The 13,605-nt window shown below is 50.7% G+C and carries 10 protein-coding genes and 1 pseudogene; 3 read left to right on the forward strand and 8 right to left on the reverse strand.

Going from position 1 to position 13,605, the window contains the following annotated elements; genetic code table 11:
• Nucleotides 1–114 precede the first annotated feature (114 nt).
• The 4 genes from KDK15_RS17480 to nagB form a co-directional block, all read right to left on the reverse strand.
• Nucleotides 115–384, reverse strand: coding sequence for a hypothetical protein (locus KDK15_RS17480; protein ID WP_257296676.1), 270 nt, complete (start codon nt 382–384; stop codon nt 115–117).
• A gap of 75 nt (nt 385–459) precedes the next feature.
• Complete coding sequence (locus KDK15_RS17485) at nt 460–858, reverse strand: hypothetical protein (protein WP_257296677.1); 399 nt, start codon at nt 856–858, stop codon at nt 460–462.
• A gap of 454 nt (nt 859–1,312) precedes the next feature.
• Nucleotides 1,313–2,521, reverse strand: a complete 1,209-nt coding sequence (gene nagA, locus KDK15_RS17490) for an N-acetylglucosamine-6-phosphate deacetylase (protein ID WP_257296678.1) — start codon at nt 2,519–2,521, stop codon at nt 1,313–1,315.
• A 16-nt stretch (nt 2,522–2,537) separates the two neighbouring features.
• Complete coding sequence (gene nagB / locus KDK15_RS17495) at nt 2,538–3,398, reverse strand: glucosamine-6-phosphate deaminase (protein WP_257296679.1); 861 nt, start codon at nt 3,396–3,398, stop codon at nt 2,538–2,540.
• Nucleotides 3,399–3,495: 97 nt separating this feature from the next.
• Between nagB and KDK15_RS17500 the strand changes: the two genes are divergently transcribed.
• Together KDK15_RS17500 and ptsP are read left to right on the forward strand one after the other, a co-directional pair.
• Complete coding sequence (locus KDK15_RS17500) at nt 3,496–3,966, forward strand: PTS glucose/sucrose transporter subunit IIB (protein WP_257296680.1); 471 nt, start codon at nt 3,496–3,498, stop codon at nt 3,964–3,966.
• Nucleotides 3,963–6,527 (forward strand): phosphoenolpyruvate--protein phosphotransferase, encoded by a 2,565-nt coding sequence (gene ptsP, locus KDK15_RS17505; RefSeq protein WP_257296681.1) that lies wholly within the window; start codon nt 3,963–3,965, stop codon nt 6,525–6,527. The genes KDK15_RS17500 and ptsP overlap by 4 nt, the downstream gene beginning before the upstream one ends.
• A gap of 135 nt (nt 6,528–6,662) precedes the next feature.
• On the opposite strand, the gene KDK15_RS17510 is transcribed toward ptsP, so the two are convergent.
• The 4 genes and pseudogenes from KDK15_RS17510 to KDK15_RS17525 form a co-directional block, all read right to left on the reverse strand.
• Nucleotides 6,663–7,610, reverse strand: a complete 948-nt coding sequence (locus KDK15_RS17510; protein ID WP_257296682.1) for a LysR substrate-binding domain-containing protein — start codon at nt 7,608–7,610, stop codon at nt 6,663–6,665.
• A gap of 107 nt (nt 7,611–7,717) precedes the next feature.
• Nucleotides 7,718–7,987, reverse strand: a pseudogene (locus KDK15_RS17515) (aldehyde dehydrogenase family protein); the annotation flags it as partial.
• 139 nt (nt 7,988–8,126) lie between these two features.
• A complete protein-coding gene (locus tag KDK15_RS17520; RefSeq protein ID WP_257296683.1) occupies nt 8,127–9,710 on the reverse strand; it encodes a BCCT family transporter in 1,584 nt (527 codons plus the stop codon).
• Complete coding sequence (locus KDK15_RS17525; protein ID WP_257296684.1) at nt 9,710–10,165, reverse strand: universal stress protein; 456 nt, start codon at nt 10,163–10,165, stop codon at nt 9,710–9,712. Before KDK15_RS17525 ends, KDK15_RS17520 begins: the two co-directional genes overlap by 1 nt.
• A gap of 301 nt (nt 10,166–10,466) precedes the next feature.
• Between KDK15_RS17525 and KDK15_RS17530 the strand changes: the two genes are divergently transcribed.
• Nucleotides 10,467–12,977, forward strand: a complete 2,511-nt coding sequence (locus KDK15_RS17530) for a CoA transferase (RefSeq protein WP_257296685.1) — start codon at nt 10,467–10,469, stop codon at nt 12,975–12,977.
• Nucleotides 12,978–13,605 lie beyond the last annotated feature (628 nt).

Genomic DNA, 13,605 nt, shown 5'->3' on the forward strand with positions numbered 1-13,605 from the left:
AGAGTGACTGATCACTTAGTCAGAAAATATGATTTCATTTGGTTAACTACTTATACAGCATCGGCCGGTTCTTTTCCTGACTGCCGCCTTGACTCCTTGCGCGACTGAATCGTTTTATCGATCAAGGCAACAATACCCTGCAATCAGGCATTCTGTGGCCTCATAATGCCCTCCCTGGGCAGTGATATGGAGTGGAGAAACCGGGTGTTTAGTCGCGCCGGACGGGGCTGTCCGTTGCGCCAGGTCCGGGTCTTCGGTCAGTAACCCCCGGAGCCAGATCAGGTTATTATTGCGGTAGGCGGCCAGTACCGGTGCCTCGTTCAACGGATTTGAGCGGTCATCACCATCGCTGATCCCAGTATCCGGTGCCGCCAGATCCTGCAAAGGTACCTCGACACGCTCAAGAAAGCGTTGCCATTTCTCAAAGGGATTTGTATTGAAAAGCCAGGTACAATATCGCTACTTAACTGAATCCATTATTTTTTTAGCCATTTCGATTGCTGTCAAACCAGCATTATCCCCATTATCTCGATCATATAGCCTAGTATCAGCGACATCACCACTGATATTGGTTTTAATGACCCGTCCATCAACATAGTCAAAATCTAAGTGTAAGTTTCTTTCAGTATGCTGTTGGGCTCTTTCTATGCTCATGTTTTTCAGAGCTCTGGGAGCAAAAAAACCAGCACCTTGAGGCTTGGAAGTATTGAATAAAGCCATTAATACAATTGCTTTGTCGAGTCCTGCAATGGAGACTTTGTGAGGGCCAAGTGAGGCACCTGAAGTTGATGTTGGAGAGTTAGTTTGTTCCTGTGGCACTGTAATGCCTGCTGATAAAGTGCCTTGTATAGGTTGCATTGCGTTAATATCCTCCATTGTTTATGACAACAACAGACAACAACCTACTAAATAAGTTCGATCATTTGAAATATTGATCAGTCGAATGATCCAAGTTAACGACAGATGTTTTCAGACAGTGTTTGATCACCGGGTGGATAATGGTGGCAGCGGCACAGATCTCACCAGCAAGCACCACTCTGTCCGGTCGCAGCAAGTTGCAATCAACTGTTTGGTAAATTCAACCTGATTCAAAGGCTGAATAGGCTCTGAGTATTCTGCCAGCAGCTTTCCTGACAAGTCACACAACCCCAGGTGGAGTTTGGTTCTGCCAGCCCTTGCCGCAAGAATCTGGATCTCAAGCTTTGATATACATATACAGACATCTCATTCCCACGCAGAGCGAAGGAACGAGGGTTTGGGTTGTATGGGGATTAGCGCTTTCCTGTCATCCTCTCTACGGGCGCTGTCTCGGTCAGCCTCCTAACTTCACCTCACCACCGCTGACCGTGCCCTGCATGGTAAAGTTGTCATCGAAAATGGCAAAGTTGGCAAACTGCCCAACCGCAATGCTGCCCATCTGATGTTCAACACGAATGGCTTTTGCTGCATTGACGGTAGCCATGCGAATCACCGCCCGGGGCTCAATCCCTGCGTGAATGCTATTGGTGACCGCTTTAATCATAGTGAGAGCGGAGCCGGCAAGGGTACCATCAGCATTGGAGCACTTGCCATCTTTGTGATGGATGGTTTGTCCAGCAAAGACAAAGGTTGCCATATCCGTGCCAGCGGGTGTGGTTGCATCGGTCACCAGGACCAGGCGGTCCTGCATCAGACGATGGGCGATACGCAGGTTTTCCCATGACAGGTGATGACCATCAGCAATGATACCGGCACCAATAGCATGACTATCAAAGACGGCACCAACCACACCAGGCTCGCGACTGCCCAGAGGGCTCATGGCGTTATGCAGATGAGTGGCAAAGGTTGCACCTGCTTTTTCTGCAGCTTTAGCCTGCTCACAGGTGGCATTGGTGTGGCCGATGGACACGATAATGCCCGCTTTACTCAGCTTTTCAATGGTTCCTTCAGGGCAGACTTCCGGTGCCAGTGTCACCATGGCAATGACATCGGCATTGTCACAGAAAAAGTCGATCATTGCGGAGGATGGCGCTCGGATGTAGTCCGGGTCATGAATGCCTTTGCGCTGAGGATTCAGGTAAGGGCCTTCCAGATGAACACCGGGTACACGATCCGGATGCCTGGCCATGTATTCACGGGTGACATCAACCGCTTGTCGTATATCCTCATCACTGCTGGTAATGAGCGTAGGAAGAAATGCCGTACAACCTGAGTGGAGGTTTGTTTCGTGCATAGTGTCCAGCGTATTGATGGAGATATCACTGTTAAAAAGAACACCGCCACAGCCGTTTAATTGCAGGTCAATAAAACCAGGGCTTAACGTCAGGCCACCGAGGTCTGTTTTTTTCAGGCTATGGGCATTTTCAAGGCTATCGGCACCCTGATGATCACAGGCAATATGCTCTGCCTTGCCAATGGCCGAAATTCGGCCATTCTCTATAATGATGGTATCAATCGACGGCTGCTCCGGGTCACCGGTTAACGGTTTGAAATTAACCAGGGCGTAAGTCTTTTCCAGGCTGATGACAAGATCTTTAGACATAGCAAAAGCCCTTGGCTTACAGAGAGTCCTTGATATTTTCAGACTCAATATCCCGGAAGTAGCGCAAAGTGCGAACTTTCAGATCCAGCGTTGCAGGATCATCACAGATCATCATCGCTTTTGGATGAAGCTGAAGGGCTGAGATCGTCCACATATGATTCACTGATCCTTCAACCGTGGCTTGAACCGCACGGGATTTATCAGAACCAGTGGCCAGAATCATCAGTTCACGGGAATCCAGAACCGTTCCTACACCCACAGTAAGCGCCAGTTTGGGTACCTGGCTGATGTCCTGATCAAAGAAGCGCGCGTTGGCTTCACGGGTTTCGGTGGTCAGCGTCTTCAGCCGGGTACGGGAGGATAGTGAAGAACCGGGTTCATTAAATGCGATGTGCCCATCGTGTCCGACACCACCCATAAACAGCTCAATGCCGCCATAACCTTTAATCGCTGCTTCATAGCGCAGGCACTCGGCTTCCAGATTTTCTGCATTACCGTCCAGAAAATTGATGTTCGCTGCCGGGATATCCACATGATCAAAGAAGTGGCGGTGCATGAACATCCGGTAGCATTCAGGGTGATCGGCAGGCAGGCCAACGTATTCGTCCATGTTGAAGGTAACAACATGGGCAAAGCTTACTTCCCCTTCCCTGTGCAGGCGCACCAGTTCCTGATACGTCGGGATTGGCGTGCCGCCGGTTGGCAGACCGAGAACAAAGGGGTGTTCAGGGGTCGGATTAAATGCCTTGATCCGGCTGACAATGTATCGAGCAGCCCAACGACCAACGGCTGGCTTGTCTTTCAGAGGTATAAAGCGCATGTCGTAAACTCCGGGCTTCTCTAATCTGCTCAGGGAAACGGTGATGTCAGGCATCATAGCTTTTTTATTTTTCTTTAAAAAATAAATCAGTAAAATTCAGCGCCACTCAGAACGAGACACACTCTCACTATAAAGAATTAATGGTTGATCAATCATGAATATCTTGGGTTACTTGCAGACACTCGGTAAGGCGCTGATGCGGCCTATTGCCGGTAAGATGAAGAAAATTGCGGCTACAGAAGATCAGAGTGCTATCCAGTTGCCAGGTCAGGCTCAGCAAGTAGCGGCGGCTGTTTCTCAGGAGGCTGCTTCCCGGGAGATAGTGAAAGAAGTGGAAGTAAAATCACTGGATAATGCTCTGTTCGCCCGTCAGTGCCTGAAAGTGCTGGGTGGCCACCAGAACGTGACTCAGATTGATGCCTGCATCACTCGCCTGCGTCTGACGCTGAAAGATACTGCCAGCGTCAGTGATAACAGTATCAACGCTCTGGGGGCAACGGCGGTGGTTCGTGTGGGTGACAAGAACCTGCAAATCGTCGTCGGTCCCCAGGCTGAAATGATTGCTGATGAAATGAAAAAGATCCCGGTGACGGATGATCTTGCCAATGTTGAGGTTTCCGCATGACGCTCTCCAATCAAGATGTAAAAAAAGAGGGCAAACCTTGCCAACTGTCACTGGTTGCTCCTCTATCCGGAATGCTGTTATCCATCGAGGAATCAACTGACCCGGTATTTGCTGGTCGGCTGATCGGTGATGGTATTGTGATTAACCCAACGGATTCTGTGGTACTGGCACCGTGTGTCGGTACCATCAGCCAGCTGCACGACGCCAGGCATGCGGTGGCTATCAAGACAGATTCCGGTGCGGAAGTGTTGATCCATGTGGGCATCGATACTGTTGTTCTGCGTGGCGAAGGCTTTGAGACTAACGTCAAAATAGGCGACAAAGTGTCTGTTGGTCAGCAGCTGCTGTCCTTTGATCCTGAGTTTGTGGGCGCCAGGTCAGCCAGCCTGCAGACCGCGATTATGATCACTACCGGTGAAACCGGTGTGGTTGTTAAGCCCCGTACCGAAGTAAAAGCGGGGCAGGATACCGTATTTGCCATTGGCGCTGAGCCTGAAAAGGAAATGTCCACCGAGAGCAAATACAGCCGTCAGGACAGCATTACCCTGACAGAAGATTTTGTGCTGAAGAATCCACTGGGTCTTCATGCCCGTCCTTCTGCCACTCTGATTCAGATTATCAAAGGCTTCAATTCTGACGTGATGATTCTGAACAAAGACACTGGCAAAGAGAGCAAGGCCAACAGTCTGACTGCCCTGATGGGGCTGCAGACGGTGCTGGGTTCTAACCTGCAAATCACCGTTACCGGCCCTGATGCCACAGAGGCGATGGAAGCCATCCTTGAAGGTTTTCGCAGCGGCCTGGGTGAAGCCGTTGCCGACGTGCTGCCGGGCGCCGATGAAGCTATGGAAGAAGAAGCGCCACTGCTTGGACCGGTAGAAGGCTCCGATGGTCGTTTACCCGGTGTTAAAGCGGCGCCAGGCATGGCCATTGGTAAGTTGCACCATCTGATTCATGAACTGCCCAGCTACCCGGAAGAGGGTGTTGGTGTCAGCGATGAACTGGGTCAGCTTGGCTACGGTATCCAGAAAGCCCGGGAATCCCTGCAGCAGCTGGTGGCCAAAATGGCAGCGGATCATGTGGGTGGTCATGCGGAAGTATTTGTTGCCCATCAGCAGTTACTGGAAGACCCGGCGATCAGTGACCGTGCCCGTGAACTGATTGAAGCAGGCAAGAGCGCCATGTGGGCATGGCACAGAAGTTTTCTGGCTGAAGCGGATGACATGCGCAAGCTGGATAACCCGCTGCTGGCGGCCCGGGCCATCGACGTAGAAGACGTTGGTCTTCGGGTTCTGCGCTACCTGATGGGCGTTGAAGGCGGTACCGATCAGCTGCCGGAAAACACCATCCTCTGCCTGGAAGATATTACGCCTTCCGAAGTGGTGACTCTGGATCGCAGGCGCGTGATTGGTATCGTGACCCTGCATGGTGGTGCTACCTCCCATGCGGCCATTCTGGCCGGTTCCCTGGGTATTCCTTACCTGGTCAACGTACCGGCCAGCGTTCGTCAGTACGAGAACGGTACCGATGTTATCCTGAACACCAACAAGGGTTACATGCAGGCGAATCCTACTCAGGAAGAGATCAACAGAACCCTTGCCCGCCAGGAACGTGCCGCAGCTGAACATCAGGCGGCGCTGAAAGTGGCTGACCAGCCTGCGGTGACTCTGGATGGTCATCATGTTGAGATCGCTGCCAATATCGCCAACCAGGACGATGCTGAAAAAGCGGTCAAAATGGGTGCTGAAGCGGTAGGTCTGCTGCGTTCCGAGTTCCTTTATATGGAGCGTGCCACCGAGCCAACCATGGATGAGCAGGTAACAGCCTATGAAGGTATTCTGGGCGCTATGGGTACAGATCGTCCGGTCATTATCCGTACTCTGGACGTAGGAGGAGACAAGCCTCTGGCTTATCTGCCTCTGCCAAGAGAAGCGAACCCATTCCTGGGTGAACGTGGCGTGCGTATTGGTATTAACCGTCCGGCCATGCTGCGCAAGCAGGTTCGTGCGATCCTCAAGGCTGCTCATGCCGGTTATGCCCGTATCATGTTCCCGATGATCAGCTCCCTGGATGAATTCCGTGCCGTGAAAAAGCTGGTGCTGGAAGAACAGGAGACGACGGGCGTCACCGTTGAAGTGGGTATTATGATTGAGGTGCCTTCCGCTGCGCTGCTGGCCGATCATTTCGCCAGAGAAGTGGACTTCTTCTCCATCGGTACCAATGACCTGACCCAGTACACACTGGCCGTTGACCGTGGTCATCCAAAACTGGCGGCACGTGTCGATGGTCTTCACCCTGCGGTATTGCGCCTGATTGATATGACGGTGAAAGCAGCCAACAAAGAAGGCAAGTGGACCGGGATCTGTGGCAGCCTGGCCAGCGACCCCAATGCAGTGCCCATTGTGGTGGGTCTGGGCGTTCAGGAACTGTCCATCAGTGTCCCTGCAATCCCGGTGGTTAAGGCCCTTGTTCGCAGCCTGAACTATAAGCATTGCCAGAGCCTGGCTCGAGAAGCGCTGACTCTCGATTCAGTAGAAGACGTAAGACGTTTGACTGCCTGATCGCAGACGACAGTCTTTCTGACAGCCCCCTGGTTTGGAATCGGGTGAAGAATGGATGCGTCATTGCCGTCAGCCAATGGAGAACATCACCCAATCCCTCAATGGAAGCAGTGGCCAGAGGGAGGATAAGATCAATCAGTCTGCAATATCCGCTAGCTTTGTATCTTCACTGAGCTGACTTTTTGATGACGAAGCTTTGCTTTTCCGGCTCTCTTCCAGAACCCAGCTTCTGAACACTTTCGCCTTGGGATGCAAGTACTGACGGGCAGGAGAAGTAAGATAGAATCCCTCGGAAGTCTTGACTCTTTGCGGCAATGGCGCCACCAGCTCACCACTGGCCAGCATTCTTGCGACAAGGGATGTCCGGCCTAGCGCAAAACCCTGACCATACTTCGCCATTTCCAGTGCTGTAATCAGGGTATCAAACTGCAAGCCTGGAGAGTTTTCTCTGAATTCACAATCCAGCTGCTTGAACCAGTACCCCCAGCCTTCTTCATAGCCAATAACATGCAACAGGGTATGATCTGATAGCTGTTCCGGACACTCGGGCAGTGGCAGACCATTGGCCAGCTGCGGACTGCAAACGGGGAAAAGCTCGTCCTCAGTTAGACAATCCGCCTTCAGATCTGGCCAGTCGCCCCGGCCATATCGTATTTCAAGGTCTGCTTCTCTGTCCTTGTCCTTTGCCCAGATATTACTGGTAAAACGTATGCCAATCTCTGGAAACTCTTCCATGAAACGCCCCATTCTGGGAGCCAGCCAGGTCGTGAAGAACACCAGGTTCACCCTGACAGTCAACAATCTGTCCCTGCCCTGACCAAACAGCTCTTCCGTCGCCACAGAGAGTGAGATGACTGCTTCATGAACAGCAGGAAGATAAGCCATGCCGGCTTCCGTCATTTCCAGCCCACGGGGAAGCCTCTTGAACAGGGCTACTCCAAGCTGAGACTCAAGACCTTTAACCTGTTGACTGACCGCAGCCTGGGTAAGATTCAATTCATTGGCTGCATGGGTAAAGCTGAGCAGGCGGGCAGACGCCTCAAAGGAACGCAGCCAGTTCAGAGGAGGTAGTCGCTTTTTCATTGTAATAAACACTACATGGCTAGACCATGCAGTATTAACCCCAGACAACCGAAAGGCTGTTCATTTTTTGTAACAAAACGGCAATCAAACTGTTTCCGGGGCTCCACTTACTTCATGGTGGGCATGGAAAACTGGACATTTTCCCGGACACCCGCTGAAGGCCAGCGCTGAGTAATGGTCTTGCGGCGTGTATAAAAACGGACCGAATCCGGCCCATAAGCATGGAGATCTCCAAACAGTGAGCGCTTCCAGCCACCAAAGCTATGATAGGCCACTGGCACTGGCACTGGCACATTGATGCCAACCATTCCTACCCTGATGTGTGCGGAGAAATAGCGAGCGGCTTCCCCATCCCGGGTAAAGATACAGGCACCATTGATCAGATGGCCAATTGTGTTCATGATTCACTCTATTGTTTTGTCACCCGGATTCCAGAGCCTGCACTGCCATGGTGTTCAGTACTTCAAAAAATGCAACTGAAATGGCTGTGTACATCTTGCGCACAGCCAATATCTATCAGGAACGTCCATCTCTTGCCATGGACACCTTGTAACCCTCTTCACCTGGTAAAGCCTCCTCGCGCAGGGCCTTGATAAGACCATAGGTGGCAAGAAACAGAATGATCGAGAATGGCAGGGCCGCAACAATAGAAGCTGTTTGCAGAGCCTTAAGACCACCGGCATACAGCAAAACGGCTGCCGAGGCACCAACCACCAGTCCCCAGAACACTCTGTATCGGGCAGGCGGATTATCACTCCCCATGGACACCAGGGTACAGATCACCAGGGTCGCCGAGTCCCCGGAGGTAACAAAATAAGTCACCAGCAGAATGGTGCAGATGCCCGCCATCAGCACGGACATCAACTCATTCTCAATCAGCAGCTTCACAGTGGTAAACAGGGCAGTAGTGATATCCTTGTTCACAGCCTCTGTAACACCGCCGTCACCGTAAAGCTCCAGATAGAAGGCACTGTTACCAAATATAGTGATCCAGAAAGCGGCCAGTGTCGTAGGTGCCACGAGAACACCAAGGATAAATTCACGAATGGTCCGGCCCTTGGAGATACGGGCAATGAACATGCTGACAAAAGGACCCCAGGCAATCCACCAGCCCCAATAGAAGATGGTCCACCAGCCCTGCCATTGAGCCCCTGGCTCTGGATCAACCCACAAACCCAGGGAAACGGCATTCAACAGATAGTCACCGGTATTGGTAAAGAATGCACCCAGCAGATAGGCAGTAGGGCCAAAGATAACGAACAGACCCAGAATGACGATGGTCAGATGCATATTGAAAACACTAAGGATACGAATGCCTTTGTTCAACCCGGTCAGTACTGAAAGCGTTGCCACAACCGAAATAACGGCGATCAGGATCACTTGATTGGTGGTCGACACTTCTATTCCCAATAGATAGCCCAGCCCGGCATTCATCTGTTGTGCACCCAGTCCCAGCGACGTCGCTATACCGAATACTGTTCCGAATACGGCCAGCAAGTCAGCTGCATGACCGATAGGACCATAAATCCTGTCACCGAAGATGGGATAGAGACTTGAGCGGATAGTGATGGGAAGCCCTTTGCGATAGGCAAAATAGGCCAGAATCAGACCGGTAACAGAAAACAGCCCCCAACCATGCAAACCCCAGTGAAAAATCGAGATTCTCATGGCAACCTGGGCCGCTTCTACCGTCATGGCCTCGTCTTCGCTGATGAACGGGTTGCTTTGAAAGTGGTAAATCGGTTCGGCAATACTCCAGAACAGGATTCCAATTCCGATGCCAGCACCAAACAACATGGAAAACCAGGCGAAATTACTGAACTCCGGTCTGTCATCATCACTGCCCAGGCGAATATTACCGTAGCGGCTGAACACCAGCCAGACAGAAAAAAACAGGAAAAACGACATTATCCCTATGTAATACCAGCCCAGATCCGAAGCAATAAAGTTTTTTGCCGCCGTATAAATGCCATCGGCGTATTCAGGATCGGCAACGGTAAAAACAATAAATGCCAGAACCAGTAAAGCGGAACCAACGGCCATCACGGGATTGGCTCCCGCAAGCAAGCCAGCATACGACCTCGTATTATTATTATTCATTATGCTTTGCTCTTTTTGGGTTCACGAACAACCATGACGGAACACGTGGCATGGCGGGTTACATAGGCGGCATTGGCACCGATAAGATAGTCGGAAAGCCTGGGGCGGTGAGAAGCCATCACAATAAGATCAACCTTTAGCTTTTCAGCCACTTTCAGAATCTCTTTATAAGGCCTTCCTTGCCTGACCTGAATTTCGGTATCGATATCTTCCGGTATATGCTTCCTGATTAGAGTTTTCAGCCCGCGGGCACCTTCTTCGAGAATTTTCCTGTCCATCCCATTGGGTAGCAGAGCTGCAACAGCAGGAAGTTCCACCTCAGGCATGACAGAGACAACATGGAGCACAGCCTGGTGACTTCTGGCCAAATCCACAGCGACAGGGAGTGAGTGCTCCCAGGAGCTTTCACAGCTTTGATCTATGGGAATTAATATATTTTTATTTTTATTATTCATTTTTAACCCTTCTTTTTGAGGTATTTATCCTCAGGGACATCATCAAGTGCGATTTCCATATCAGAGCGCGCCATCATTATCAGTGGCTGAAAAAAAAATGAGAAACAATAAAATAGACGTCTGAGACCAAATTATTTTTATAGCAAGCCCTTTTCCAGCAATAAAAAAAATCAGGTCTCAGGGGTGTTTTTTTTTGCTGGTCGAACGTACCATCCATTCATACCATTTTCCTGCCATAAACGCGTGCAATGAACGCACCGTATTTTAATAAAGCGCTGCCTCTTTTTAACGGAATTACCAGATGCATAATAATAATAAATTGCCATTGAATGGTGTCAGGGTTGTTGATTTTGGCCAGCAGATTGCCGGTCCGGCTGTTGCCATGGTGCTGGCCGATCTGGGCGCAACCGTTATCCATATTGATCCACCCGAAGGTCCTCAATGGGATCATCCCGCCAATGCCGTTCTGAATAGAAACAAACTCTGCCTGAAACTTGACCTTAAAACTGAGTCCGGCTTGCTTCAGGCACTGTCATTGATTGAAAAAGCCGATATCGTCATCGAGAGCTTCAGACCCGATGTAATGAAACGTCTGGGCATTGATTTTCAGCAATTGAGAGAATCACGCCCGGATCTCATCTCATTGTCGATTCCCGGCTTTGCCAGTAATGACCAGTTGAGAAGGGAATGGAAAGCCACTGAAGCCGTTGTTGCAGCTACTGCGGGTGCCTTCACAGACATGGGATTCAACCGCATTCTGATGGGTTTGAACCCAAGTTTTTCCCCTCTGCCTCTGGCCTCTTCCTACGCCACATCTCTGGCCGCCAGTTCGGTGGTTCTGGCGCTCACCGCACGTGAGAAAACCGGTAGAGGTGATCACATTGAAGTCCCTATTGTTGCCGCAATGATGGAAGGTCTCTCTTATAATTCTTACGTTGTTGAAGGATTGCCAGAGCGCTACAAAACCATGCGTGAGCATGAAATTGAGCATCGCAAGAGCAACAACATTTCCATGGATCTCAGCTATGAAGCGCTTCAGGAGTACCTGGACCCCTTCTACCGAACCTATGAATGCGCCGATGGTCGTATGTTCTACTGCGTATGCCCATCCCACCGTAATCATGCCCGCCGCTGCCTGGAGGCTCTGGGTATTTATCAAGAGCTGCTGGCTGAGGGATTGCCAGATGTTGAAGACCTGCACCTGCCCATCAAGGAGTGGGATGGTGAAACGTCCATAGGCGTCTATCCATTACCGAAGAAATGGGCTGACATCATTTCAGCCAAAATGAAGAAAGTATTCCTGACCAAAACCTCGCAAGAGTGGGGAGAGATTTTCGGTGAAGGGCAGATTCCAGGCGCTCCTCACAGAACAACCCGGGAATGGGTGAATGATGAGCACACCAACCAGTCTGGCCTGATCGTTGAGGTTAATGACCCAGTCTATGGTCTGATGAAACAACCTGGTCCCATTGCCTGGCTGGAAGAGTTTGCCGAACAAATGGTAACTCCTGCTCCGCGCAAGAATGTCAGCTATGAGGAAGCCCTCCTTGAGCTGAGTACAGTCACGGACGAAGATGACCAGAACCGGTTTGCCGCCTACAGACAGCAGCAAGCCCCCGCTCACTGGCTGGATGGACTGCGAATTCTTGATCTGACCAATGTTATTGCCGGCCCACACTCTACCGCCTTTATGGCGCGCTTTGGTGCCGAAGTGATTAAGCTGGATCCGGTCACCCCTCTTTATGATCCTCTGATTGGTACCCTGTTTACCTTCCAGACCGGCGTTGGTAAACGTAGCGCGCTGGTCAACATCCTGTCTGAAGAAGGACGTGAGGTATTTAACAAACTGGTCAAGTCAGTGGATATCGTGGTTATCAATGCGCCTGAACGCCAGATGAAGCCTCTGGGTCTGGATCACGAATCACTGCAAGCCATTAACCCGGGCGTTCTCTTCTGTCGCCTGGATTGTCTGGGCGGTCCTTTGCCCGGTCCAAAAACCAATTACATTGGTTATGACGACATCATTCAGGCCAACAGTGGCATCATGAGTCGCTTCGGTGGCCCACAGACTCCGGAAGAACACGCCCACCTCGGCACCCTGGACGTCAACTGCGGTTTCTCCGGCGGACTGGCTATGGCGGTTGCCCTCTACCACCGCCAGAAAACAGGTCAGCCTACCCGGGCAAGAACGTCATTATCTGCGGTAACCAACCTGGCACAGATTCCCTTTGCCTTTGACTACCAGGGAAGAGCTTCGTTTGATGAGCCATCAGGTCGACAGGCTCTGGGTTATAACGCGCTGTCTCACTTCTATGAAACCCAGGAAGGATGGATTTATCTGGACAGCAATGACTCCGAGCTGGGCAGGCTGGGTCAAGTAGAAGGTCTCGGAGGTATAATGACTGCTGACAATCTTTCAGACTATCTGACAGAAGCCTTTAAAAGGGCTCCAGCCGTTTACTGGAAGTCCGCGTTGGACAAGGTAGATGTCGCTTCGGCCCTTCCACAGGCTATTGAACATCTAAGAGCGCAATACAGCCGTGTTGCCGATGGTAAAGCAGGTACCGACCTGGGCAGCTTTGCCTTCTCGATCTATCCTGAGCATCCCAGCGGCCACCAGATTACACAGATCGACCATTATTCCATTCGTCCCACAGAGTCAGCTATCGTAGCCGCCACGCCTACTGAAAAGTTTGGTCATTCAACCAGGGAAGTGTTAGCTGAAATGGGTTATGACAGTGAGTCTATTGAATCAATGATTGAGCGTGGAATTGCGGGCACTGGCTGGGGCAAGGAGTTCCTTCCCAGCTGACAATCAAGCGGCAGCAATAACTTGCCACCCTCTTCATAAGCATACCGAATTAAGCTTTCGAGACTCCCTGTCAGTTAGGCCGCAGCCAAAAGTCATCATTGAAGACTTTTGGCTGCGGCCATTTTTTTTGAACCATCAGGGAGCGTTCTAGTTCAATGACTGGATTTATGAAGACTTAAGTTTTTGCAAAAATTGCTTTGTGGTCTTTTCTTGGTATTGCGGTGCTTATATTACTTTCGTGTCATCATCGTAATGGCAGGGTAGGTAATTAATTTACACCTTAAGAGAAATTGCAGAAACTTTTTAGCAAAAATGAAGTCCATTGGGAGTGATAACGTTCGTCAACCTTCCATTGGCTCCAGAGTAATCACACAACAGCCCGGGTTGCCCTTGATTATCTCTCACGTTCCTGTAGTAACTGTCGTACCGACAGAAATTCAAGGTGAAGTCGAACCAATCATTGACACAACCGGGTTACGAAACCCCCATGAACTGCCAGCACCATGCACTTTAGAACATTTAAACCCTACAGAAACGCCATCTTCTTGATAGCCTCGTGGTGGCAGGATAGGCGTTTACACTCCGGGAACAGTTGAAATAAAAAGCAACGAACGCAACAAGCCCTGCT

The organism is Endozoicomonas sp. YOMI1, assembly GCF_024606345.1.
Lineage (GTDB): Bacteria > Pseudomonadota > Gammaproteobacteria > Pseudomonadales > Endozoicomonadaceae > Endozoicomonas.